This is a genomic window from Comamonadaceae bacterium OTU4NAUVB1 (assembly GCA_024372625.1).
GTDB lineage: Bacteria > Pseudomonadota > Gammaproteobacteria > Burkholderiales > Burkholderiaceae_C > Variovorax.
On sequence record CP099605.1, the window covers coordinates 2,376,858 to 2,402,123 of the forward strand.

Genomic DNA, 25,266 nt, shown 5'->3' on the forward strand with positions numbered 1-25,266 from the left:
TGGGGAAAGAAAACGGAAGAAGGAAAAGGAGGGCGACGGGACGGACGGCGGAGGAGACGCGGACGACGCACCCGGTCGGCGGAGGTGCCGGCCCGGCCCGCTCAGCCGCGCCGCCCCGCCAGGAACGCCGCCAGGCCCGCGCCGCAGGCCTCGCCATGGAGGTGGCGCACGAACGCGTCGCGCTCGGCGTCGAGCTGCGCGCGGCGCGGACGGCCCCGCGCGGCATGCACCAGCCGCTTGATGTCGGCCTGCGCCTCGAACGGACCGTCGGCCAGGCGCCGCGCCCAGGCCATGGCGGTGGCGAGGGCCTCGCCGTGGGGCACCACGCGGTTGACGACGCCCAGCGCGTGCAGCCGCGCGGCACCGCAGACGCCGCCGTCGAGCAGCAGTTCCAGCGCCGTCTGCGGCGGCAGCGCGCGGGCCAGCGAGTCGGAGCCGCCGCCGTCGGGCGTGAGCGCCAGCCGGACATAGGACATGACGAAGCGCGCGTCCTCGGCCGCGACGATCAGGTCGCAGCCCAGGCAGACCGAGAAGCCGCCGCCGGCCGCCGCGCCCTCGACGGCGGCGATCACCGGTTGCGGCGCCTCGTGCATCGCCATCACCCAGTCGTGCAGCGCGTCGAGGTGCGCGGCCTGCGACGCGGGCGGCAGAGCGCGCTGCCGCGCCAGGCGCGCGACGTCGCCGCCGCCGCAGAAATGATCGCCCTCGCCCGTGAGCACGATGGCGCGCACCGCGCGGTCGCCGGCCGCCGCGCGCAGGACCTCGACGGCCGTGCGGTAGAGCGACGGGTGCATCGCGTTGCACGCCGCCGGGTTGCTGATCGTCAGCACCAGCACCGCGCCGTCGCGGCGCGCGAGCAGGCGCGCGGCGGTCTCCGGCGCCGCCGTCATCCGTCGACCCGGATGTCGGCGGTGCGCACCACCTTCGTCCACTTGGCGATCTCGGCGTGCAGCATCTTCGCGAAGGCCTCGGGCGTGGTGGGCATGGCCTCGGCGCCGGCATCCTGCAGGCGCTGGCGCACCTGCGGGTCGTCCAGCGCCTTGCCGATGTCCGCGCCCAGGCGTTGCGCCAGCGCCGCCGGCGTGCCCGCCGGCGCCAGGAAGGCGGCCCACGAGTACGCCTCGTAGCCCGACACGCCCGGCAGGCCCGACTCGGCGACCGTCGGCACGTCGGGCAGCAGCGCCGAGCGCCGCGCGCTGGCCACCGCGATGGCCCGCACCTTGCCGGCCCGGATCTGCGGCAGCGCGGTCGGCGCGTCGCTGAACATGAACTGCACCTGGCCGCCGAGCAGGTCGCTCATCGCCGGGGCGCTGCCCTTGTAGGGCACGTGCAGCAGCCTGGTGCCGGCCTGCATGTTGAACAGCTCGCCGGCCAGGTGCGTGCCGCCGCCGTTGCCGGCGGAGCCGAAGCTCAGCGTGCCCGGAGCGCGCCGGTCGAGCGCGACGACGTCGGCCACCGACTTCACCGGCACGCCCGGGTGCGCCACCAGCACCACCGGGAACATCGCGCCGAAGCTCAGCGGCACGAAGTCCTTCTCGATGTCGTAGGCCAGCCGGGGCTTGAGGCTGGGCAGCACCGCGTGGTGGATGCTGCAGACGAACACGTGGTGGCCGTCGGCCGGCAGCCGGGCCGCGATCTCGGCGCCGACGATGCCGCCGGCACCCGCGCGGTTGTCGACCACCGCCGGCACGCCCCAGACCTCCGACAGCTTCTGCGCCACCGCCCGGCCGGTGGTATCGACCGGGCCGCCGGCGGGAAACGGCACGACGAAGCGCACCGCCCGGCCCGGGAACGCGGCCTGCGCGAAGGCCCCACCCGGCGCGGCCAGCGCGCCGAGCGCGGCGGCCGCGCCCGCCAGCAGGGTCCGGCGCCCGAGGGTGGGGATGGGAATGGGGATGGGGATGGGGATGGAAGCGGGCGCGTGGTCCCGGTGGGTCCTGGTCGTCATGTCGTCTCCTCGTCGTTGTCGGATCGTTCCAGGGTCGCTCGATCCTTCGGCGGGTCCGCGAACACGGCATGGCCGTGGTCGAGCACCACCCGGTCGCGCGTCGGCGCGCGGACGCGGAAACGCACCTCGGCGCCGTCGTGGAACAGCTCCAGGCGCAGCGTCTCGCCCGGGAACACCGGCGCCGAGAAACGCGCCGACAGGCTGCGCAGCCGCGTCGGATCGCTGCCGGCGCACTGCGCGAGCAGCGCGTGTCCCGCCATGCCCCAGGTGCACAGGCCGTGCAGGATCGGCCGCTCGAAACCCGCCGCGCGGGCCGTGGCCGGGTCGGCGTGCAGCGGATTGCGGTCGCCGCACAGGCGGTAGAGCAGCGCCTGCTGCGGCAGGGTCGGGATGTCGACCGCGGCGTGCGGCGCGCCCTCGGGCAGCGGCGCGGGCGCGGGCGGCGCGGGGTCGCCCGGCGCCTGCGCCGTCGCGAAGCCGCCGTCGCCGCGCGCGAAGGTGGTGTGCGTCACGGTGGCCAGCAGCGCATCGCCGTCCTCGGCGTCGTGCAGGGTCTTGTCGTAGGTGACGACGGCGCCGCGGCCCGGTCCCTTGTCGACCACGCGCGTGACGCGGTGCCGCGCGCGCACCGTGCCGGCCGGGGCCAGCGGGCGGTGCCACACGACGCGTTCCTCGCCGTGCACGATGCGCGCGAAGTCGATGCCGGTGGCCGCATCCCGCATCCACGAGCCTGGAAAGCCCAGCACCACCGCCAGCGTCGGCAGTGCCAGCGGCGGCGCCGCCGCGTCGCTGACGAAGCGCAGCTGCCGCGCGTCGGTCGGGTCGCCGCCCAGGCCGAGCGCGAGCGCATAGCGCATGACGTCGTCGGCGTCGTAGCGCTGCACCACCTCGTCGAAGTGCCAGGCCTTCAGGCGATGGACATCGATCACCTCAGTCCACCTTGGCGCCGGAGGTCTTCACCACGCCGGCCCACTTGTCGACCTCGGCGGCCATGAAGCGGCCGAAGTCCGCCGGCGTGCTCCAGGCGGCGAAGCCCTGGGCCTCGAACCGGTCCCTGACGTCCGGGGCGGCGAGCGCCGTCCGCAGCTCGGCGCTCAGGCGCGCCAGCACCTCGGCGGGCGTGCCCGCGGGCGCGAGCAGGCCGTTCCACGCGATGGCCTCGTAGCCCGGCAGGCCGGACTCCGCCACCGTCGGCACGTCGGGCGCGACCGGCGAGCGCGCCGCGCTGGTCACCGCCAGCGCGCGCAGCTTGCCGGCCTTCACGTGCGGCAGGGCCGACAGCATGGTGTCGAACATCAGCTGCGTCTGGCCGCCCATGGTGTCGGTGAGCGCCGGGGCGCTGCCCTTGTAGGGGATGTGGTTCATCCGCACGCCGGCCATGGCGGCGAAGAGCTCGGCCGACAGCTGCGTGGACTGTCCGTTGCCGGAGGACGCGAAGTTCAGCTCGCCCGGCCTGGCCTTGGCCAGCGCGAGGAGTTCGGCCACGTTGCGCACCGGCAGCTGCGGGTTGACGACGATCACCAGCGGCCCGCTGGTGAGCTGCGACACCGGCGCGAAGTCCTTCGACAGCGAGTAGCCCAGGTTCTTGAACAGCGACGGGTTGATGGCGTGGGCCGTGGTGGCCACCACCAGCGTGTGGCCGTCGGCCGGGCTGCGCGCCACCAGTTCGGCACCGGGGTTGCCGCCCGCGCCCGGCCGGTTGTCGACGATGAACTGCTGGCCCGTCTGCTCCGAGAGCTTCTGCGCCACCAGCCGCGCGACGATGTCGGTCGGCCCGCCCGGCGGATAGGGCACCACCAGCCGCACCGGCTTGCTCGGATAGGACGCGGCGGGCGACGGCGGTGACTGCGCCTGCGCGCCGGCCGACACGGCCAGGCCGAGCGCCGCGCCGGTGGCGGCGGCGAGCAGGCGGCGTCGCGCGGGGAGGAAGCGGATCGGATGCATGTCGTTGTCTCCTGTGGTTCCTGTCGATGACCGGTGGCCCGGCGCGCGCTCAGCCGGCGGCGGGATCGGCGCGCGCGAAGCGCACCAGGGTGCGGCCGTCGTGCACGAAGAAGCCGGCCGTCACGCGCTCGCCGATGCACACGCCGGGCTCGGCGTGCGCCATCAGGCGCGGACCCTCGTCGAGCTGCGCGAGGACCAGCGTGTAGGGCGCCAGCACGCGGAAGGCGTCCGACGGCGCGCGCGCGACGACGGTGACGGCGTGCAGCGTGGCCGTGCCGCGCGCGGTCTCCCAGGCCAGCGCCTCGCTGCCGCAGCGCGTGCAGGCATGGCGCGCCAGCGTCTGCGCCGCGCCGCACGCGCCGCAGCGCTGGAAGCGCAGCACGTGGCGCGCGAGCCCCTCGACGAAGGGCGCGGCGAGCGCGCCGGAGGACGTGGTGGCCGGGGCGCCGGGCGCCGGGGCGTTCACGACGCGTCCTCCCGCGAAAGGATCAGGCTCACGTGGGAGGACATCACGCCGCCGTCGGCGTGCACGAAGGCGTGGCGCGGCCGGGCCACCTGGCGCGCCCCGGCGCGCCCGGTCAGTTGCCGGAACGCCTCCACCGCGTGCGCCATGCCGCCGGCCACGCCGCAATGGCCGAACGACAGCAGGCCGCCGTGGGTGTTGAGCGGCAACGCGCCACCGGGCGAGAAATCGCCCGCCCGCGCCCGGGCCGCCGCGCCGCCGCGCGGGGCGAAACCGATCTCCTCGAGCAGCATGGTCAGCGTGATGGTGAAGGAATCGTAGATGCCCAGGTGGTCGATGTCGGCCACGTCCAGGCCGGCCTCGGCGAAGGCGCGCCGCGCCGCGACGGCCGCGCCGCAGTCCATGACGTCGGCCATCGCGCTCAGGTGCTGGTGGCGGTGCGCCTGCCCGGCGCCGGCGAGCGCCACGCGCGTGCCGGCGCCGGCGCCGCCGTCGACGGGCGCGGCCGACACCATCAGCGCCATCGCCCCGTCGGAGATCGGGCAGCAGTCCATGAGCCTGAGCGGGGCGGCGATCGGCTTGGAGGCCAGCACGTCGGCCACCGTGATCGGCGCGCTCAGGTGGGCGCCCGGGTGGCGCCGCGCGTTCTCGCGCATCAGCACCGCGAACTCGGCCAGGTCGGCCTCGGCGAGGCCGGTCTCGTGCAGGTAGCGCGAGGCCATCAGACCGTAGTAGGCCGGCACCGAGGCGCCGTTGGGCACCTCGTAGTCCGGGTCGCCGACCTGCGCCAGCGTCTGGATGGCGCTGTCGCGCGACTGGCCGCTCAGCCGGTTCTCGCCGGCCACCACCAGCACGTGGCGGCAGCGCCCGCCGCGCACCAGCTCGCGCGCCAGCATCAGCATGGCCGCACCGGTCGCGCCGCCGACCTGCACGCCGTGCGCGTAGGCCGGGTCGAGGGCGAAGCGCTCGCAGAACAGGGTCGAGAGCATCAGGTGCGGCAGGGTCGTGGCATAGCCGCACAGCACGCCGTCGATGTCGGCGCGGCGCAGGCCGGCGTCGTCCAGCGCCGCGCGCGCGGCCCGTGCCATGAGGTCGAGCGCGCCCTGCCCCTCGTGACGGCCGAAGGCGGTGCCGCCGACGCCGGTGATCCAGGCCCGGCCGGGCGCGACGGCGGACGCGGACGCGGATGCGGATGCGGTGGCGGCCATCAGTGCAGCCTCCCGTGCCGCACGGCGGCGGGTGTGGCGGTGCCGCCCGCGCCGGGCGCACCGCCGCCGGACGCGGCGCGGCTCCACAGCACCTCGCAGGTGGCGGCCTCGCGCCGCAAGGCCTGCGCCAGTTCGGCCTCGCGCGAGGTGATGCGGTCGTTGAGCGCGGCGATGCTCAGCGCCGCCACCGGCCGGCCGTCGGCGCCGAGGATCGGCACCGCGATGCCGCCCATGCGCTCGACCACCACGTCCAGCAGCACCGCGTGACCACGCGCGCGTGCCGCGAGGGCGTGGTCCTCCAGCAGCCGCGCCGTGATGCGCGGGTAGCGCTGCAACTGCGGCGCGATCACGGCCAGCGCGGCCTGACGCTCGGCCTCGGGCATCCAGGCCAGCAGCGCCAGGCTGCCCGCGCCCACGCCCAGCGGGCGGCGGCTGCCGATGGACAGGTAGTTGGCGCGGATCGGATAGCGGCCCTCCTCGACATCGACGCACAGCGACTCGATGCCGCTCGGGATCGACAGGATCACGCTGTCCTCGAACCGGCCGGTCAGCCGCAGCAGCGACGGCCGTGCCAGCGGCCGCGGGTCGAAGCGCGCCAGGGCGGCGGCGCCCAGCACCAGCAGCTCGGCCCCCAGGCGGTAGTGCTTCGTGCGCGCGTCGCGCACCACGAAGCCGTCCCGCGCCAGCACGTCGAGCAGGCGCAGCGCGGTGGTCTTGTCCAGGCCGGTGGCCACGGCGATGTCGGTCAGCCGCGTGACCCCGGGATCGGACAGCGCGCGCAGGATGCGGCAGGCGCGCTCGACCGACGAGGTGGGCTCCACGGCCCGCTGGGCCAGCATGGAGGCGGGAACGCGCGTTCTGGCGGTCATGTCGTCTCTCGTCGTTGTTTCGTGCACCGGAACCGGCGCCAGGACGGCGCCGCAACCTGCCGCATTGAAGTCGCGGCGCAACGCCAGCGTCAAGCAAAGCGGCGAAAGTTGCCGTGGCCGAAACTTTTCCAGGGAAAACCCGGCACGCGGACCGCCCGCCGCGTCCGGTTCAGGGCACGCGGTGGTGCCAGTAGCGCGCCGCCACCACGCGCTCGCACCGCGCCTCGCCCGGAGCGCGGCTCGACCAGTGCGCCGCGCCGCAGTGCGGGCTGTCCACCAGCGCGATGCCGCGCGCGGCATAGGCCTCGACCACGGCCGGCGCCGGATGCCCGAAGCGGTTGCGGTAGCCCGCCTGCACCAGGGCCAGCCGGGGCGCCACGGCATCGAGCAGCGGCGGGCTCGACGAGGTCTTGCTGCCGTGATGCGGCACGAGCAGCACGTCGGCGCGCAGGCCGCCCGCGACGGTTCGCCCGACCAGGGCAGCCTCCTGCGCGCGCTCGATGTCCCCGGTCAGCAGCGCGGTGGCGCGTCCGTTGCCCACGCGCAGCACGCACGAGCGCGCGTTGGACCGCACGCCCGGCGCGTCGTGGTCGTCGGCCAGCGGATGCAGCACCTCGAAATCCACCCCGTCCCACGACCAGCGCTGGCCGGCCGCGCAGCGCCGCGCCGGGCGCAGCGCCTGCAGCGGGTGCGCCGGCTCGATCGATGCGAGCAGTCCGGCCTGCGGCTGCGCGGTCAGCACCGCCGCCGCGCCGCCGGTGTGGTCGCTGTCGCGGTGGCTCAGCACCACCAGGTCCAGCCGCTCGCCCAGGGCGCGCAGCAGCGGCACCAGCACCCGCGCGCCGGCGTCGCTCTCGGGGTTGTAGCGCGGGCCGGCGTCGTAGAGCAGGCCGTGGGTGGCGGTGCGCACCAGCACCGCGCCGCCCTGCCCGACATCGGCCGCCAGCAACTCGAATTCCCCGGCCGCGGGCCGCGCCGGCTGCCACAGCAGCACCGGCAGCAGCAGCGGCAGGCCCAGCGAGCGCAGGCGCCACGGCAGCCGCATCGACGCGACCACCCCGCCGACGACGCCGCAGGCGGCCAGCCACGCCGGCGGGGCCGCCGCCGAGAACGTGGCGAAGGGCAGCGCCGCGAGGCCCTGCAGCACCCAGGCCAGCGCCTGGACGGCGCGCGCGGCCAGGTCCCACAGCGGCGGCGCCATCACGCCGGCCATCGCCAGCGGCGTGACCACCAGCGTCACCCACGGAATGGCCAGCGCGTTGGCCACCAGGCCGACCACCGACACCTGCTGGAACAGCAGCAGGGTCAGCGGCGCGAGCGCCAGCGTGACCACGGCCTGCTCGCGCGCCAGCCGCGCGAGGCGCCGCCGCCAGCCCGGGGCACGGCCGTCGGCCGGGGCCGGGTCGGTGGCGAACAGCGCGGCCACCGCGACGAAGCTGAGCCAGAAGCCCGCCTGCAGCAGCGCCCACGGATCGACCGCCACGGCCACCCACGCGGCCAGCAGCCAGACGCAGGGCCACGGCCAGCGGCGCCCCGACAGCCGCAGCAGCGCGACCGTCGCCAGCATCCAGACCGTGCGCTGCGAGGGCACGCCCCAGCCGCTGAACAGCGCATAGGCCGTGGCCAGCGCCACGCCGCCGGCCAGGGCCGCGCGCTGGGCCGGCCAGCGGTGCATGAGGCGGGTGCTGCGGCGCCAGGCCGCGCCGACGGCCAACGACGCCAGCGCCGCGAACATCGTGATGTGCAGGCCGGAGATCGACACCAGGTGCGCCACGCCGGTCGCGCGGAACACCTCCCAGTCGGCGCGCTCGATGGCGCCCTGGTCGCCCGTGACCAGCGCGGCGACGACGCCGGCCGCGCGGCGGTCGGCGACGCGCCCGAGGACGGCGTCGCGCACCGCCTCGCGGGCGCGCGCCACGGGCTGGCGCCAGGTCGCCGCCAGCCGGCGCGGGGCGGCGTCGCGCGTGCCGGCGCGAACGTAGCCGCTCGCGCGCGTGCCCTGCGTCCACATCCACAACTCGGTGTCGAAGCCGTGCGGGTTCACGTCGCCGTGCGGTGCCTTCAGCCGCACCGTGAAGCGCCAGCGCTCGCCGGGGTGCGGCGCCTCCGGTGCCGGCCCCGCCCCGGGCGGTGCCCCGTGCATGGCGGTGTCGGCATGCCAGACCAGCGCGATGCGCGCCGGCACCGGGTCGACCGCGGCACCCGGGGCGTCGTCACCGGCATCGCCGACCCCGGGCGGCGCCCGGCGTGCCGACTCGACCGCGAGCGCGAAGCGCGTGCCGCCCTCCCCGTGCTGCGGCAGCCCCACGACCACGCCCACGACCCGCAGGTCCCGCCCCTCCAGGGCCGGGTCGAGCGCCTGGGCGGCATAGCGCGCCGCGCGCCAGCCGGTCGCTCCCGCGCCGAGCAGGGCGGCGAGCAGCAGTCCCAGGGCCAGCCGCGCGATGCCGGCGACGCGCCGCCGGCGCCCCGGCCACGCCAGCACGCCCCCGCCGATCAGGCCCGCCAGCCCGGCGATCCCGTAGACGGCGGCGGGCCACAGCGCGGGCTGATGCAGTTGCAGCGCGGTGCCGCCGAGCCAGCCCGCCATCGCCACGAACAGACCCGCCCCGGGCGCCGATCTCGGGTCGTCGCCCGCTTCCTCGCCCCCGCGCGCGGGCCCCGACGGGCCCGCGCGCAAGGCGCGGCCCGGCGTCGCGCCGACCACCTGGTTTTCCATGTCGATCCCCTCCCTGCGTGCGCTCGTCGTGGCGCACTAATTGCTTATTCGTGGGCTAGTATGCGTCCCACCCGAGACCCTTGAAGCACAACCACATCCCATGTCCATCCACGCCGCGCTTCATCACGTCACCCACTACAAGTACGACCGCCCGGTGCAACTGGGTCCTCAGGTCGTGCGCCTGCGTCCGGCACCGCACTGCCGCAGCAACGTCATCTCCTACTCGCTGCGCATCGAGCCCGAGCAGCATTTCGTCAACTGGCAGCAGGACCCGTTCGCGAACTACCAGGCCCGTCTGGTGTTCCCCGAGAAGACGCGCGAATTCAAGGTCACCGTCGACCTGGTGGTCGAAATGGCGGTCTACAACCCGTTCGACTTCTTCCTGGAACCGGAAGCCGAGAACTTCCCCTTCAAGTACAGCGCCTCGCAGGCCGAGGAACTCGCGCCCTACCTGGTGACGGACGCTATGACGCCGCTGGTCGAGGCCTACCTGCAGAAGGTCGACCGCAAGGAGCAGCGCACCATCGACTTCCTGGTGGGCATCAACCAGCAGGTGCAGGGCGATGTCGCCTACCTCATCCGCATGGAGCCCGGCGTGCAGACGCCCGAGGAGACGCTCGCCAAGGGCAGCGGCTCGTGCCGCGATTCCGGCTGGCTGCTGGTGCAGCTGCTGCGCCACCTCGGGCTGGCCGCGCGCTTCGTCTCGGGCTACCTGATCCAGCTCACGCCCGACGTCAAGGCGCTCGACGGCCCGAGCGGCACCACGGTCGACTTCACCGACCTGCACGCCTGGTGCGAGGTCTACCTCCCCGGCGCCGGCTGGATCGGCCTGGACGCTACCTCCGGCCTGCTCGCCGGCGAGGGCCACATCCCGCTGGCCTGCACCCCCACGCCGTCGAGCGCCGCCCCGATCGAGGGCGTGGTGGACGACGCCGAGGTCGAGTTCGGCCACGAGATGGTCGTCACGCGCATCCACGAGTCCCCGCGCGTCACCAAGCCCTACACCGACGAGCAGTGGGCCGACATCCTGGCGCTGGGCGACGCGGTCGATGCCCGCCTGGTGGCCGGCGACGTGCGCCTGACGATGGGCGGCGAGCCGACCTACGTCTGCACCACCAACCGCGACGCGCCCGAATGGAACACCGACGCGCTCGGCCCCACCAAGCGCGGCTACGCCACCGAACTCGTGCAGAAGCTGCGCGCCGAATACGGCGACGGCGGCTTCCTGCACTTCGGGCAGGGCAAGTGGTATCCGGGCGAGCAGCTGCCGCGCTGGGCGCTGTCGATCTTCTGGCGCGCCGACGGCCAGCCGCTGTGGCGCGACCCCGAGCGCTTCACCGACGAGCGCACGCCCACGCACTACACCAGCGAGGACGCGCGCCGCTTCACCACCGTGCTGGCGCACCGCCTGGGCCTGACCGAGCGCTACATCCAGCCCGGCTACGAGGACACCTTCTACTACCTCTGGCGCGAGCGCCGCCTGCCGGTCAACGTCGACCCGTTCGACTCCAAGCTCGACGACGAGCTCGAACGCGTGCGCCTGCGCCGCGTCTTCACGCAGAAGCTCGACGCCGTCGTGGGCTACATGCTCCCGATCGAGCCCGGCAACGCGACGCCCGACGCGCCCGCGCTGGCCGGCCCCGGCTGGCGTACCGGCCCCTGGTTCCTGCGCGACGACCGGCTCTACCTCATCCCCGGCGATTCGCCGATGGGCTATCGCCTGCCGCTGGACTCGCAGCCCTGGGTCAGCAAGGGCGACTACCCCTACCAGATCGACCGCGACCCGACCGCGCCGCGCGACGAACTGCCCAGCGCCGCCGATTTCCGCGCCCGCTATCCGAGCGCGCCGGCCCCGGCCGAGGGCGACCTCGGCGCGGTGCCCTATGCCTTCGGCGCGCCACCCGCCACCCCGGTGACGGTGCGCATGCAGGAGGCCCGCGCCGTGGCGCACGGCGAAGGCCCGATCGGCGCCGTCGCGGCCGCCGGCGCACCCGGCACGCCGGGTTCGGAGACCGATCCGGCCACCCCGCGCATGCCGCGCCGGGGCGAGTCGGCGCACTGGGCCACCCGCACGGCGCTGTGCGTCGAGGTGCGCGACCCGCGCCGCGCCAACGGCCCGGCGGCCGAGAAGGTCGGCAGCGCCTCGGGCGTGCTCTACGTCTTCATGCCGCCGCTGTCGCGCCTGGAGGACTACCTCGACCTCGTCGCCGCCATCGAGGCGACGTCCGAGCAGCTCGGCCTGCGCATCGTGATGGAGGGCTACCCGCCGCCGCGCGATCCGCGCCTGAAGATGCTGCAGGTCACGCCCGACCCCGGCGTCATCGAGGTCAACATCCACCCCGCGCACAACTGGCGCGAGCTGGTCGAGCACACCGAATTCCTCTACGACGCGGCCTTCGAGACGCGCCTGTCGGCGGAGAAGTTCATGACCGACGGCCGCCACACCGGCACCGGCGGGGGCAACCACTTCGTCCTCGGCGGCGCCACGCCGGCCGACAGCCCGTTCCTGCGCCGGCCCGAACTGCTCGCGAGCCTGCTGCTCTACTGGCACAACCATCCGTCGCTGAGCTACCTGTTCTCGGGCATGTTCATCGGCCCGACGAGCCAGGCCCCGCGCGTGGACGAGGCCCGCAACGACCAGGTCTACGAACTGGAGATCGCGCTCAAGGAGATCGCCCGCGAGCGCGAGGTCTACGGCAAGGACATGCCCGCCTGGCTGGTCGACCGCACGCTGCGCAACATCCTGGTGGATGTCACCGGCAACACGCACCGCAGCGAGTTCTGCATCGACAAGCTCTACTCGCCCGATTCCGCCACCGGCCGCCTGGGCCTGCTGGAGCTGCGCGCCTTCGAGATGCCGCCCCACGCGCGCATGAGCATCGCCCAGCAACTGCTGCTGCGCGCCTTCATCGCCCGCTTCTGGGACACGCCCTACCAGGCGCCGGCCACCCGCTGGGGCACCGAGCTGCACGACCGCTTCCTGCTGCCGACCTTCGTCAAGATGGACTTCGAAGACGTCATCGCCGAGATGCGACAGGCCGGCTTCGCGTTCGACCCCGAATGGTTCGCGCCGCACCTCGAATTCCGCTTCCCGCTGGTCGGGCAGGTGCGCTCGATGGGCGTGGAGCTGTCGCTGCGCAACGCGCTCGAACCCTGGCACGTGATGGGCGAGGAAGGCTCCTCGGGCGGCACGGTGCGCTATGTGGACTCGTCGCTCGAACGCATCGAGGTGCGCGTGACCGGCCTCAACGAGAGCCGCCACGTCGTCACCGTCAACGGCAAGGTGCTGCCGCTGCAGCCCACCGGCACCACCGGCGAGTACGTCGCCGGCGTGCGCTACAAGGCCTGGAACCCGCCCTCCTCGCTGCATCCGAGCATCGGCGCGCACGCGCCGCTGACCTTCGATCTGGTCGACACGTGGATGAAGCGCTCGCTCGGCGGCTGCCAGTACTTCGTGGCCCACCCCGGCGGACGCAACTACGAGACCTTCCCCGTCAACGCCTACGAGGCCGAGAGCCGACGCATGTCGCGCTTCACCCGCATGGGCCACACGCCCGGCACGATGCGCACGCCGCCGGCAACGATCGAGCTGGCGGGCAGCCGCGAGTTTCCGTTCACGCTGGACCTGCGGCGCTGAGGGTCGGGGCCCCGGCGGCGATCCAGGATCGCCGCCGGGGCCCCTCCCGCAACGTTGACAATGTCGGTACCTTGGAACCGCACAACGAATCCCTCTTCGACGCGCACGCACCGGAATCGCCGGCCGCGCTGGCGGCCGCGCTCGCGCCGCCACCGCCGCCCGGTCATTTCGACGAACTGCGCGGCCGCGTCGCGACCGCCACGGGCGCCGCGACGCCCGACGAAGGGCCCCGCGGGGCACCGGCGGCACCGCTGCTCTACGACGTCGCGCAGCCCGCGCCCGCCGCCGCCGCGCCGGCCACGCCGCCGGCAGGCCGGTCGGGCATCGCCGACGCGCTCGCACCGCCCTGGTGCCGTTTCTTCGAGAACCTGGGCGACGGCGGCTTCACCGACCTGCCGCGCCGCGCCGTCGGACTGGAGCGCCAGATCCGCGACAACGGCGTCACCTACAACGTCTACGCCGATGCCGACGGCCCGCAGCGCCCCTGGTCGCTCGACCTCTTCCCGCTGATCATCTCGCCCGAGAGCTGGACGCAGATCGAGGCCGGCGTGCAGCAGCGCGTGCGCGTGCTCGACCGCGTGATGGCCGACGTCTACGGAGCGCAGGTGCTGCTCGCCGAAGGCCTGCTGCCGCCTGCGCTGGTGCGCGGCCACCCGGGCTACCTGCGGCCGATGCACGGCGTGAAGCCGCCGGGCGACACCTGGCTGCACATCGCCGCCTTCGACCTCGCGCGCGGGCCCGACGGCAACTGGTGGGTGGTCTCGCAGCGCACGCAGGCGCCCTCCGGCCTGGGCTACCTGCTGGAGAACCGCGTCGCCGTCTCGCGCCAGTTCCCGCAGGCCTTCGCCGAGCTGCAGGTGCAGCGCCTGGCCGCCACTTACAGCGCGCTCATGGAAGGCCTGCAGGGCCTGTGCCCGGCCGGCGCGCCGCCGCACATCGCGCTGCTCACGCCCGGCCCCTACAACGAGACCTACTTCGAGCACGCCTACCTCGCGCGCTACCTGGGCGTGACGCTGGTCGAGGGCAGCGACCTGACCGTGCGCGACCAGCGGCTCTACCTCAAGACCCTGCAGGGCCTGCGCCCGGTGCACGGCCTCATCAAGCGGCTGGACGACGAGTTCCTCGACCCGCTGGAGCTGCGCCCCGATTCCACGCTGGGCGTGCCCGGGCTGCTGCAGGCGATCCGCGCGGGCAACCTGCTGGTGGCCAACATGCCGGGTTCGGCGTTCCTCGAATCGCCGGCCCTGCTGGGCTTCCTGCCGGCGCTGGCGCGGCGCCTCATCGGCGAGAAGCTGCGCCTGCCGGCCCTGCCGACCTGGTGGTGCGGCGAACGCGCGGCGCTGGAAGCGGCGCTGCCGCAGCTCGATCAGGCGGCGATCAAGCCGACCTATGCCGGCAGCCGTCCGGGCCATGGCTTCCAGGCCGTGCTGGGCAGCCGCATGGGCCGGCGCGAACTCGACGAATGGGCCGGACGCATCGTCCGCCAGGGCGACGAGCACACCGTGCAGACCTACCTGCCGCTCTCGCAGATGCCGACCTGGGCACCGGACGCCGCGCTCGGGCGCATCGCGCCGCGCGCCATGCTGCTGCGCGTGTTCGCCGTCAGCGACGGCGCGCAGTCCTGGCGCGTGCTGCCCGGCGGGTTGGCCCGGCTGGCCGGCGCCGACGCTCAGATCGCCTCCATGCAGCGCGGCGGCAGCAGCGCCGACGTCTGGGTGCAGACGCACGGCACGGTCGACCGCAGCACGCGGCTGCAGCCGCACGCCACGCCGGCCTCGCTCGCGCGCCACCGCGCGCCGGTCACCAGCCGCGCGGCCGAGAACATGTTCTGGCTCGGGCGCTACACCGAGCGCGCGGAGAACGCCGTGCGCCTCGCGCGGCTGGCGCTCGACCTGCTCGGCGGCGAGGACCAGTCGTCCGCGCCGATCCTCGAATGGCTGCACAGGCTCGCCCTGCGCAACGGCCTGGTGCCGCGCGAGGTGCCGTCGGTGACGCGCTCGCGCCGCGTGTTCGAGCGCGCGGTCATCGCCGACCTGGGCAAGACCGACACCGGCAGCGTCGGCTACACGCTGCGCTGCGTGCGCCAGGCCGCGGCGGCCGTGCGCGAACGGCTGTCCCAGGAGCACTGGAACCAGATCGTGCGCGCCGAGACGGACTTCCTGCGCCGCTGCGCCGAACTCGGCGGCGAGCCCCGCACGCGCGAGAACAGCTTCGCCAGCGGCGCCGCGCTGCGCACGCTGGAATCCGCCAGCACCGCGCTGTCGGCCATGACCGGGGCGCAGACCGACCGCATGACGCGCGACGACGCCTGGCGGCTGCTGTCCATCGGCCGCCACATCGAGCGCCTGGCGTTCCTCGCCAACGCGCTGGCGGCCGGCTTCGAGGACGCGGCGGTGCACGAGGTCACCGGCTTCGAGGCCGTCGTCGCGCTGTTCGACAGCACCATCACCTTCCATGCCCGCTACCAGCAGCGCCGCGACGTGGCCACGCTGGTCGACCTGCTGGTGCTCGACGGCGACAACCCGCGATCGCTCGCCTGGGTCACCCAGACCCTGCGCGGACGCATCGCCCGGCTCGCGGGCAGCGCGCCGGGCAAGCTCACCGCGCTGTCCTACGAACTGCCCGACCCGGCCAGCTGGACGCTAGAAGCCCTGTGCGACCCCGGGCCCGACGGCAAGTACGGCGCGCTCGTCGCGCTGTTCCGCACCTGCGAGACGGCCGCCTACCACGTCTCCGACGCCCTGGGCACGCGCTACTTCACGCTGACTTCCGAGTCGGTGCGCTCGGTGGGGATGTAGGACCATGCTGCTCCACGTCACCCACGAGACGCGCTACGACTACACGCCGCCGGTCGAGACGGCGCAGCACCTGGCGCACCTGAAGCCGTGCGCCACGCCCTGGCAGCGCCTGCTCAGCCACACCCTCACCATCACCCCGACGCCCGCGCAGTGCCGCGAGGTGCCCGACCTGTACGGCAACACGCGCGCCTTCTTCGCGCTCGAATCGACGCACGACGAGCTGGTGGTGACGGCCGAGAGCCTGGTCGAGACCACCGAGCCGATGCTCTCGGCGCGCATCGCCCGGGAGCTCCCGTGGGAGCGGGTGCGCGAGCGTTTCCGCTATGGCAAGCACGCGCGTTTCGACCCCGCCTCGGAATTCGTCTTCGCCTCGCCCTACGTGCCGCGGCACGAGGATTTCGCGGTCTACGCGCGCGCGAGCTTCAACGCCGAGCGGCCTACCTTCGATGCCGCCATGGAGCTCACGCGGCGCATCTACCGGGAGTTCAAGTACGACGCCAGCAGCACCGAGATCAACACGCCCGCCATCGAGGCCCTCGCGCAGCGCAAGGGTGTGTGCCAGGACTTCGCGCACATCATGATCGGCTGCTTGCGCACGCTGGGCCTGCCGGCGCGCTACGTCAGCGGCTACCTGCTGACGCAGCCGCCGCCGGGCAAGGCGCGCCTGATCGGCGCCGACGCCTCGCATGCCTGGGTGTCGGTCTACCTGCCCGGCGAGGACCACCTGAGCGGGGACTGGGTCGACTTCGATCCGACCAACGGCCGCCAGCCCGGCGAGGACTACGTGACGCTGGCCGTCGGCCGCGACTACTCCGACGTCTCCCCGATGCGCGGCGTGCTGCATGGCGGAGCGCGCCACACGCTGGACGTCGGCGTGACGGTGCGGCCGCTGGAAGAACTGCAATCGCGATCGCAATCGCAGTCGCAGTCGCAATCGCGGAATGCCGGGCCGGGTCCCGCGACGCCCGGCGACCCCGGGCGCCGCTGAGCCGGCCGGACCCCACGCCGCCGCGCCGCGCCCGCTGCCCTTTCGTTTCCCTTTCGTTTCCATCCACGAGGTCGTTTCCATCATGAGCGTCTACGACAAGCTGTCGCAACTCGGCATCTCGCTGCCCCCGGTCGCGACACCCGCCGCCGCCTACGTGCCTTTCGCGCGGACCGGCAACCTGGTGTTCCTGTCGGGCCACATCGCCCGCAAGGACGGAAAACCGTGGGTCGGCCAACTCGGCGCCGGCATCGCCACCGACGAAGGCCGCCAGGCCGCGCGCGCCGTCGCCATCGACCTGCTGGGCACGCTGCAGGCGGCCGTCGGCGACCTGGACCAGGTCGTGCGCCTCGTCAAGGTGATGAGCCTGGTCAACTCGACGCCCGACTTCACCGAGCAGCACCTGGTCACCAACGGCGCGAGCGATCTGTTCGCCGAGGTCTTCGGCGCCGAGCGGGGCGCGCACGCGCGCAGCGCCTTCGGCGTCGCGCAGATCCCGATGGGCGCCTGCGTCGAGATCGAACTCATCGCCGAGATCGGCTGATCCGCGCGTCCGCGCTCCCCGGTCCGTGGCGGCGAGGTGGCGCGTGCTCAGCGCCGCCGCGACGAGGCGCGAGGCACCAGGGTGGCGGACAGGCGCAGTTCGCGCGTCGGGACGTCGAGGCCCCGGAGGCGTTCGACGAGCCGGGTGGCCGCGGCATGGCCGATGGCGTCGGTGGGCTGGGAGATGGCGCTCAGGCCGGGTCCCACCAGGGGCGCCCACTCGGCATCGTCGAAACCCACGAAGCCCAGGCCGCTCCCCCACCGCCAGCCGAGGCGCGCGACGGCGGCGGCGACACGCAGCGTGACGAGGGCGTTGCCGGCGATCACGGCGGCGGTCGTGGGTGCCGCGGCCCCGGCCCGGCGGCCGGCTGCGGGCCCGGCGCCCGCGCGGCGCGGGCCCGGCGCACCACCGTCGCTCTCTCCCGCCGACCGGCGCAGCTCCCGCAGGGCGGCGTCCAGGCGGGCGGCATCGGCGTCTGCGTCGCCCCCCTCGATCACCCGGCCCGTCATGTCGCCCGCGTGCGTCGCCAGGAACGCCCGGAACGCCGCCGCGCGCTCGTGGCGTGTGCTGATGCCGAGCAGGGGCTCGCTCGCATACAGCAGGTGCCGGTAGCCCTGCTCGCGCAGGTGCTCACAGGCCGACCGCATGGCGCCGGCGTTGTCGAGCGCGACGAGGTCGGCCGCCAGCCCGTCGTGCCGGCGATCGACCAGCACGGCCGGCCGGCCGTGCAGCGCCATCGCCGCGACGACCGAGGCGTCGTGGCCGTCGTCGTCGCGATCCGGCGCGCCGTCGGTGCCCGGTCCGCCGCCCAGCGTGTTGAGGATGAAGCCGTCCACCCGGTAGCCGGCCAGGGCCGCGATGGCCGCGCGCTCGCCGTCGGCCGCGGCCGTCGCGGCGTGGCCGAGGTTGAACAGCACCACCAGGTAGCCGGCCGCCTGACAGGCGCGTTCGGCGCCGCGCAGCACGGCCACCGAATATGGGTTGGCGATGTCCGCCACCACCAGCCCGATCAGGCGGGTGTGACCCCGGCTGAGCGCCTGCGCCATCGGATGGGGCGAGTAGCCGAGGGCGGCGATGGCCTGCGCCACGCGCGCGGCGATCGCCGGGCTCAGCAGCCGCTCGCGGTGGTTGAAGAAGCGCGAGACGGTCGCCTTCGACACGCCCGCCGTCGCCGCCACGTCGGCGATGGTCGCGCGCGCCGGGGCCCGGTTCAACCGGCGCTCGTGTCGTAGACGGCGCCGGGCCGCTCGCCGGCGAGCGCCTGCAGCAGGTTCGTCACGGCCAGCGCGGCCATGCCGTGGCGCGTCTCGTGCGTGGCCGAGCCGATGTGCGGCAGCGGCGTGACGCGCGGATGCGTGCGCAGTGGCGAATCGGCCGCCAGCGGTTCCCGGGCGAAGACGTCGAGCCCGGCCGCGCGCAGCGTGCCGTGGTCGAGCGCGGCGATCAGGGCGGCCTCGTCGACCGTGGCGCCACGCCCGCCATTGACGAAGATCGCGCCGGGCTTCATGGCGCCGAACACGCGCGCATCGACCATGCCGCGCGTGGTGGCCGACAGCGGCAGCATCGCGACCACGAAATCCGCGCCCGCCAGCAGTTCATCGAGCGGCGTGTGCAGGGCCTTGCCCTGCAGTTCGGGCGCCTGCGCGGCCAGGTCGACCGGGCGGCGCGCGTGATAACGCACCGGCATGCCGAAGCCCAGCGCGGCACGGCGCGCGATGGCCTGGCCGATGCGGCCGAAGCCGAGCAGGCCGAGCGTCTTGCCATGGACGTCGGTGCCGAACAGGTCGGCCTCGATGGCGCGCGTCCAGCGTCCCTCGCGCACCAGCGTCGCGGTCTCGACCACGCGGCGGGCCGTCGCCAGCAGCAGCGCGAAGACGGTGTCGGCCACCGTCTCGTCGAGCACGCCGGGCGTGTGGCACAGCACGATGCCGCGCTCGCGCAGCACGTCGAGCGCGTAGTTGTCGACGCCCACCGACACGCTGGAGACCACCTCCAGCCGCGGTGCGGCGTCGAGCAACGCCCGGTCGACCGGAAAGCTCGACCCGATCAGTCCCTGCGCCCCGGCCAGCGCGGCACGGAACGCGTCGGCCTGCGCCGGGATGCGCGGGTCGGCGACGGTGACGTCGTGCGCCGCCCGCAGTCGCGCGAGCTGGTCCTCGGGCAACGCGCGGAAGACCAGCACGTGCTTGCGCGCCGGGGTCGCGGCGCCGGCCGCGGCCGGCATGGTCGTCGTGGCCGTCGTGGCCGTCGTCTTGGTCGTCGTGGTCACAGTCCCGCCTCCTGCAGTTGCGCCCGCGTCGGCAGGCCTTCGGTGTCGCCCAGCACCTGCACGGCGCGCGCGCCGATCCAGCTGCCGCGCCGCACGGCGTCGACGACGCCGCGTCCCTCGAGCAGCGCACTGACCACGCCCGCGGCGAAGCCGTCGCCGGCGCCCACGGTGTCGATCACGCGCTCGACCGGAAAGCCCGGCACCCGTCCGGTGCCGGTGCCGCCGGCCGCGTCGCCGTCGTAATAGGCGCCTTCGGCTCCCAACTTGACCACGACCAGCTTCGCGCCGCGCTCGCGGTAGAAGCGCGCGATGCCCTCGGGCGTGGACTGGCCGGTCAGGATCAGGCCTTCCTCGATGCCGGGCAGCACCCAGTCGGCGCGCGTGGCCAGGTCGTTGATCGCCGCGCGCATCGCCTCGGTCGAAGGCCACAGCGTCGGGCGCAGGTTGGGATCGAAGGACACGGTGCGGCCGGCCGCGCGCATGGTGTCCATGGCGGCGACGGCGGCCTGCAGGCTGGTGGCGGACAGCGCCGCGAAGACGCCGGTGGCATGCAGGTGGCGCGCCGAGCGCAGCCACGCGGCGTCGATGTCGGCCGGGGTCATCCGGCTCGCGGCCGAGTCCTTGCGGTGGTATTCGGTGGGCGGGTCGCTGCCGTCGGTGACGCGGCCCTTGAACATGAAGCCGGTGCGCTGGGTGGCGTCGCACGCGACGTGGCTGCAGTCCAGGCCTTCGGCCCGCATGGCGTCGATGAGGTAGCGCCCCATCGAGTCGGTGCCCAGCCGGCTGGCCCAGCCGACCTTCAGGCCCAGGCGCGACAGGCCGATGGCGACGTTCGTCTCCGCACCGGCGGTGCGCTTGTGGAAGGACTCGGCCTGCTCGATCGGGCCCGGGCGGTCGGCCACCAGCATGAGCATCGCCTCGCCGAAGACCGCGACGTCGAAGACGGCGGGGACGGTGGGGATGACCGGATCGGAGAGGCTGGAGGGAGCAGAAGGAGGATTCATGCGGTGCGCGTTCCTGGCGACGTGGGGCCGACGGTGCGGCGGAGGGAAGCGGAGGACAGTATATGAAACCGGTTTCAGGATCGGATCGGGAGTTTCCCCCGGACGCGGCGAATGGTCTTGGGGACGCCCGGGTCTTCCACAGCGCGTAACCTGCGGGCCGGCCCTGCGGCGCCCCTTGCGCCATGGCGCCCCGCGTGACCTCCGCGTCCCTTCCCTCCATCGCCAAGGAACCCGTCTTGCACCTCCGACATCGCCGGCGCCCTCGCGTCCCCGCTCCACCGATGCGCGGCCTCGGGCTGCTGCTGGCCACCTTGGCCGTCGCGGGCTGTGCCCTCGGCACGCCCTGCCAGCCGCCCTCGGCCGCTGGCGGCCGTCCGCCCGTCGCGCCGTTCTCCCCCGAGGACTGCCGCTTCCGCAACCTGCCCAACCCCGACGCCCGCGCCTCCGAGAGCGGCTGGAAGATCTGGACGCGCTTCCTGACCGTCAGCAAGCAGGACAGCCGTCCGGTCGCGCCGCTGCCGGTGGTCGCGGTGACCCGCGCCCAGCTCGACGCGCTCGATCCCGGCGCGAACCACGTGATCCGCCTGGGCCACTCGTCGGTGCTGCTCAAGCTGCGCGGTGCCTACTGGCTGATCGACCCGATGTTCGGGGAGCGCGCCTCGCCGTTGTCGTTCGCCGGGCCGAAGCGTTTCCAGCCGACCCCCATCGCGCTGGCCGACCTGCCGCCGATCGAGGGCGTGATCCTCTCGCACGACCACTACGACCACCTCGACGCCGGCACCGTCGAGGGACTGCGCAAACGCGTGCGGCGCTACTTCGTGCCGCTGGGCGTCGGCGCGCGGCTGCGGGGGATGGGCGTGGCGGCCGATCGCATCGAGGAGTTCGACTGGTGGCAGCCGGGCCGCCTGGGCGACGTGCGGCTGACGGCCACGCCGGCGCAGCATTTCTCCGGCCGCGGGCTGTTCGACCGCGACCGCACGCTGTGGGCCTCGTGGGTCATCGAGAGCGGCGACCAGCGCATCTTCTACAGCGGCGACTCGGGCTATTCCCCGGCCTTCGGACAGATCGGCGAGCGCCTGGGCGGCTTCGACCTCGCGCTGATGGAGAACGGCGCCTACGACGGCTACTGGCCCTCGGTCCACATGCAGCCCGAGGAGAGCGTGCGCGCCTTCCGCGACGTGCGCGCCCGGGTGCTCTACGCCATGCACAACAGCGCCTTCGACCTGGCCCTGCACACCTGGCACGATCCGCTCGACCGGCTGGCCGACCTGTCCGAGCGCCAGGGCATCGAGCTGGCGACGCCCCGGCTGGGCGAAGTGCTGACGATCGGCCGGCCGCGCGAGAACGTGCGGTGGTGGCGGGGACTGCGCTGACCGCCCTACCCGCGCCCGCTGCGCTCCTTCGCGCGGCGCACCTGACGGCTCTGCGTCGCCGCTTCGGCGAGGCGCTCGCGCGCGGCGTGTTTTTCCTGCCGCTTGCGGCGCAGGTGGCGGCCGAGCACGAAGCTGCCGACCCCGGTGAGGGAGGCCAGCACCAGGCCGAGGGTGCTGAGGTCGAGGTTCGCGAGGTTCATGTTCACAGCACCCGCACGACGTTGGTCGGCTTGAAGCCCAGGTCGGCCGCCTTGCCCTTGCGCCCGCGCGGGGCGCGCGCGTTGTTCAGGGTGCGGATCTCCAGGGTCTCGTCGCGCTCCTTGCCGCCGCGCCCGATGCCCTCGACGCGCACGCTGCGCGTGTAGGCGGCGGCACCGGCGAGCGTGTCCCGGGGCTCGAGGTCGATCAGCATCAGGCCGCGCCCGCCCTTGGGCATGGCCTTGAGCTCGGCCATCTCGAAGGTCAGGATGCGCCCGCCGGTGGACGCGCAGGCCACGTGCGTGGCCATGGGCAGCGGTTCGGCGCCGCTCGCGCCGCCGGCGAGCGCCGGGCGGCACAGCTGCTCGCCCTCGCCGACGGCGACGAAGGCCTTGCCGGCGCGGTGGCGCGACATCATGTGCTCGATCTGCGCCGTGAAGCCGTAGCCGCCGGTGGTCGCGAGCAGCAGCAGCGCGCCCGCCGGGCCGGCGAAGCAGTGCGCCACGTGCGTGCCGCTGTCGAGCTCGATCAGGGTCGTCACCGGCTGGCCGTCGCCGCGCCCGCCGGGCAGCGAGGCCACCGGCACGGTGTAGACGCGCACGCCCTTGTCCTTGGCGGTGCCGAAGACCAGCAGCGTGTCGACCGTGCGGCACTCGAAGGCGCCGTAGAGCGCGTCGCCGGACTTGAAGCTGTATTCGGCCGGCGCCGCGCCGCCCTGCAGTGTCGCGCGCTCGCTGGCCCAGCCCTTCTGCGTGCGGACCCAGCCCTTCTGCGAGACGATCACGGTCACCGGTTCGTCGAGCACCTTCACTTCGGCCACCGCGCGCTTCTCGGCCTGGATCAGGGTGCGGCGCGGGTCCTCGAAGGTCTTCGCGTCGGCCTCGATCTCCTTGATCATCAGGCGCCGCAACGCGGCCGGGTTGCCCAGGATCTCGTCGAGCCGGCGCTGTTCCTCGCGCAGGTTCTTCAGCTCCTGCTCGATCTTGATGGCCTCCAGCCGCGCCAGCTGGCGCAGTCGGATCTCCAGGATGTCCTCGGCCTGGCGCTCGCTCAGGCGGAAGCGCTCGATCAGCGCCGCCTTCGGATCGTCCGCCGCGCGGATGATGGCGATCACCTCGTCGATGTTGAGCAGCACCAGCTGCCGCCCCTCGAGGATGTGGATGCGGTCGAGCACCTTGGCCAGACGGTGCTGCGAACGCCGCTCGATGGTCCGGGCGCGGAACGCGATCCACTCCTCGAGCATGCGGCGCAGCGACTTCTGCGTCGGCTTGCCGTCGCCGCCCACCATCGTCAGGTTGATCGACGAGGACGTCTCCAGCGAGGTCTGCGCCAGCAGCGTGGTGATGAACTCGTCCTGGCCGATGCGCGAGGTCTTGGGCTCGAACACCAGGCGCACCGCCGCGTCCTTGCTGGACTCGTCGCGCACCACGTCCAGCTGCGCCAGCACCAGCGCCTTGAGCTGCACCTGCTCGGCGCTCAGCGCCTTCTTGCCGGCGCGGATCTTGGGGTTGGTCAGCTCCTCGATCTCCTCCAGCACCTTCTGCGTGCTCACGCCCGGCGGCAGTTCGTTGACCACCAGCTGCCACTGGCCGCGCGCGAGTTCCTCGATCTTCCAGCGCGCGCGCACCTTGAGCGAGCCGCGCCCGGTACGGTAGGCGTCGGCGATGTCGCCGGCGCTGCTGATGATCTGCGCGCCGCCGGGGTAGTCCGGGCCCGGCACGATCGCGAGCAGTTCCTCGTCGGTGAGCTTGCCGTGGCTCTTGATGAGCGCGACGCAGGCGTCGGCGATCTCGCGCAGGTTGTGGCTCGGGATCTCGGTGGCGAGGCCGACGGCGATGCCGCTCGCGCCGTTGAGCAGCACGAAGGGCAGCCGTCCGGGCAGCAGCGCGGGCTCCTCGGTCGAGCCGTCGTAGTTGGGCACGAAATTCACCGTGCCCTCGTCGATCTCGTCGAGCAGCAGGCTGGTGATGCGCGCGAGGCGGGCCTCGGTGTAGCGCATGGCGGCGGCGCCGTCGCCGTCGCGGCTGCCGAAGTTGCCCTGCCCGTCGATCAGCGGGTAGCGCTGCGAGAAGTCCTGCGCCATGCGCACCAGCGCGTCGTAGGCGGCCTGGTCGCTGTGCGGATGGAAACGGCCGAGCACGTCGCCCACCACGCGGGCGCTCTTCACGGGCTTTGCGCCGACGTTGCCGTTGGCGCCGCCGAAGCCCAGCCCCATGCGCGACATCGAATAGAGGATGCGCCGCTGCACCGGCTTCTGACCGTCGCTGACGTCGGGCAGCGCGCGGCCCTTGACGACGGACAGGGCGTATTCGAGGTAGGCGGTCTGCGCGTAGTCGGCCAGGGTGAGCGCGTTGGGATCGTCCGCGGGGGCCGGAAGGTCGAGCGTGGTGGAGTCGTCCATGGATGTCGGGATCAGTCGGTCAATCGGTCAATCGGTCAGTCGGTGGGACGGTCGGCCCGGACGGTGGCGACGGGCGCGGGCGCGGGCGCGGACGCGGGCGCGGCACCGGCGAGTTCCATGCGCACGCGTTGCGGCGCCCGGCCGCCGCGCACGGCGGTCGTCCCGGAGGCGGCCGGGGTCGCCGCACCCGCGCCGGGCTTGAGGTAGGCGTAGATCTGCAGCACGGTCTTCACGTAGTTCTGCGTCTCGCGGTAGTCGGGGATGCGGTTGCCGGCGCGCTGCACGGCGCCCTCGCCGGCGTTGTAGGCGGCCAGCGCCAGCTCGATGCTGCCCTGGAAGCGCCCGATCAGGTCGCGCAGGTAGCGCGAGCCGGCGGCGACGTTCACGCGCGGGTCGAACAGCTTGAGCTCCTGCGTCGTGCGGGCGTCGCCGCGCACGCCGTAGCGCTCCGCGGTCGCGGGCATGAGCTGCATCAGCCCGCGCGCGCCCTTGGGCGACACGGCCTGGGCGTCGAAGCCCGACTCGGTCGCCACCAGGGCCTGCAGGAGTTCGTAGTCGATGTCGTGGGTGCGCGCGGCCAGCTGCAGCGCGGCCTTGGCGGCGCGGTGATGGGGCGAGGCCTCGAACAGCGCGAGCAGCGTGCGCGCGGCCGGTGCCACGGCGCCGTCGCCGGCACCGCCATCCGCCGCGCGGCCCGCCGACGGGCCCAGGCCCTGCGCGGTGTCGAAGCTCTGCCCGCCGCGGAAGAACAGCCGGTAGCGCGCGTCGAGCCGCTCGGCCGCGAAATGCGCCACGCCCTGCGCGTCGACGTAGCCGTAGATGTCCGCCGCACGCGCGGCATGTTGCGCCAGCGACAGCGCGGCGGCGAGGATCAGGGAGCGCAGCAGGGTGTGGGTCTTCACGTGG

At 73.9% G+C, this 25,266-nt stretch carries 19 protein-coding genes; 5 read left to right on the forward strand and 14 right to left on the reverse strand.

Annotated features, from left to right (window positions below; genetic code table 11):
- Positions 1-101: 101 nt before the first annotated feature.
- From NF681_14620 to NF681_14655, 8 genes are all read right to left on the reverse strand, one after another.
- Positions 102-890 carry an enoyl-CoA hydratase family protein gene (locus NF681_14620; protein UST53536.1) on the reverse strand — a complete coding sequence of 263 codons (789 nt, stop codon included), beginning with the start codon at positions 888-890 and terminating at the stop codon, positions 102-104.
- Positions 887-1,948: a tripartite tricarboxylate transporter substrate binding protein gene (locus tag NF681_14625; GenBank protein UST53537.1), complete on the reverse strand. Its 1,062-nt coding sequence runs from the start codon at positions 1,946-1,948 to the stop codon at positions 887-889. Before NF681_14625 ends, NF681_14620 begins: the two co-directional genes overlap by 4 nt.
- Positions 1,945-2,877, reverse strand: coding sequence for a MaoC family dehydratase N-terminal domain-containing protein (locus NF681_14630; protein ID UST53538.1), 933 nt, complete (start codon positions 2,875-2,877; stop codon positions 1,945-1,947). The genes NF681_14625 and NF681_14630 overlap by 4 nt, the downstream gene beginning before the upstream one ends.
- Position 2,878: 1 nt before the next feature.
- On the reverse strand, positions 2,879-3,892 hold the full coding sequence (locus NF681_14635; protein ID UST53539.1) for a tripartite tricarboxylate transporter substrate binding protein: 1,014 nt from the start codon (positions 3,890-3,892) through the stop codon (positions 2,879-2,881).
- 49 nt (positions 3,893-3,941) lie between these two features.
- Positions 3,942-4,358: an OB-fold domain-containing protein gene (locus tag NF681_14640; GenBank protein UST53540.1), complete on the reverse strand. Its 417-nt coding sequence runs from the start codon at positions 4,356-4,358 to the stop codon at positions 3,942-3,944.
- The gene (locus tag NF681_14645) at positions 4,355-5,563 is read right to left on the reverse strand and encodes a thiolase family protein (protein ID UST53541.1); all 1,209 of its coding nucleotides are present in this window, start codon (positions 5,561-5,563) and stop codon (positions 4,355-4,357) included. Before NF681_14645 ends, NF681_14640 begins: the two co-directional genes overlap by 4 nt.
- The gene (locus tag NF681_14650) at positions 5,563-6,432 is read right to left on the reverse strand and encodes an IclR family transcriptional regulator (protein UST53542.1); all 870 of its coding nucleotides are present in this window, start codon (positions 6,430-6,432) and stop codon (positions 5,563-5,565) included. Before NF681_14650 ends, NF681_14645 begins: the two co-directional genes overlap by 1 nt.
- A gap of 169 nt (positions 6,433-6,601) precedes the next feature.
- Positions 6,602-9,022 (reverse strand): DNA internalization-related competence protein ComEC/Rec2, encoded by a 2,421-nt coding sequence (locus NF681_14655; GenBank protein UST55789.1) that lies wholly within the window; start codon positions 9,020-9,022, stop codon positions 6,602-6,604.
- 229 nt (positions 9,023-9,251) lie between these two features.
- On the opposite strand from NF681_14655, the gene NF681_14660 reads away from it, so the two are divergent.
- The 4 genes from NF681_14660 to NF681_14675 all read left to right on the forward strand — a co-directional run bounded on the left by NF681_14660 (position 9,252) and on the right by NF681_14675 (position 17,115).
- The gene (locus NF681_14660) at positions 9,252-12,788 is read left to right on the forward strand and encodes a transglutaminase family protein (protein UST53543.1); all 3,537 of its coding nucleotides are present in this window, start codon (positions 9,252-9,254) and stop codon (positions 12,786-12,788) included.
- A gap of 71 nt (positions 12,789-12,859) precedes the next feature.
- Positions 12,860-15,586, forward strand: a complete 2,727-nt coding sequence (locus tag NF681_14665; protein UST53544.1) for a circularly permuted type 2 ATP-grasp protein — start codon at positions 12,860-12,862, stop codon at positions 15,584-15,586.
- Between the two features lie 4 nt (positions 15,587-15,590).
- Positions 15,591-16,574 carry a transglutaminase family protein gene (locus NF681_14670; protein UST53545.1) on the forward strand — a complete coding sequence of 328 codons (984 nt, stop codon included), beginning with the start codon at positions 15,591-15,593 and terminating at the stop codon, positions 16,572-16,574.
- Between the two features lie 82 nt (positions 16,575-16,656).
- Entirely contained in the window at positions 16,657-17,115 is a 459-nt protein-coding gene (locus NF681_14675; protein ID UST53546.1) for a RidA family protein, read from the forward strand.
- A 47-nt stretch (positions 17,116-17,162) separates the two neighbouring features.
- On the opposite strand, the gene NF681_14680 is transcribed toward NF681_14675, so the two are convergent.
- Genes NF681_14680 through NF681_14690 form a run of 3 tightly spaced genes read right to left on the reverse strand, consistent with a single transcriptional unit; the run spans position 17,163 to position 20,298 of the window.
- Positions 17,163-18,329, reverse strand: coding sequence for a substrate-binding domain-containing protein (locus tag NF681_14680; GenBank protein ID UST53547.1), 1,167 nt, complete (start codon positions 18,327-18,329; stop codon positions 17,163-17,165).
- The gene (locus tag NF681_14685; GenBank protein ID UST55790.1) at positions 18,326-19,339 is read right to left on the reverse strand and encodes a D-glycerate dehydrogenase; all 1,014 of its coding nucleotides are present in this window, start codon (positions 19,337-19,339) and stop codon (positions 18,326-18,328) included. Before NF681_14685 ends, NF681_14680 begins: the two co-directional genes overlap by 4 nt.
- Before the next feature lie 41 nt (positions 19,340-19,380).
- Complete coding sequence (locus tag NF681_14690) at positions 19,381-20,298, reverse strand: sugar kinase (GenBank protein UST55791.1); 918 nt, start codon at positions 20,296-20,298, stop codon at positions 19,381-19,383.
- A gap of 371 nt (positions 20,299-20,669) precedes the next feature.
- Between NF681_14690 and NF681_14695 the strand changes: the two genes are divergently transcribed.
- Positions 20,670-21,761, forward strand: a complete 1,092-nt coding sequence (locus NF681_14695; GenBank protein ID UST53548.1) for an MBL fold metallo-hydrolase — start codon at positions 20,670-20,672, stop codon at positions 21,759-21,761.
- Between the two features lie 5 nt (positions 21,762-21,766).
- Here the strand turns inward: NF681_14695 and NF681_14700 are convergent, their stop codons facing one another.
- From NF681_14700 to NF681_14710, 3 genes are read right to left on the reverse strand one after another with little or no spacing between them, the layout of a single operon-like run.
- A complete protein-coding gene (locus tag NF681_14700) occupies positions 21,767-21,961 on the reverse strand; it encodes a hypothetical protein (GenBank protein UST53549.1) in 195 nt (64 codons plus the stop codon).
- 2 nt (positions 21,962-21,963) lie between these two features.
- Positions 21,964-24,360 (reverse strand): DNA topoisomerase IV subunit A, encoded by a 2,397-nt coding sequence (gene parC, locus NF681_14705; protein ID UST53550.1) that lies wholly within the window; start codon positions 24,358-24,360, stop codon positions 21,964-21,966.
- A gap of 35 nt (positions 24,361-24,395) precedes the next feature.
- Positions 24,396-25,262, reverse strand: coding sequence for a lytic transglycosylase domain-containing protein (locus NF681_14710; GenBank protein ID UST53551.1), 867 nt, complete (start codon positions 25,260-25,262; stop codon positions 24,396-24,398).
- Positions 25,263-25,266 lie beyond the last annotated feature (4 nt).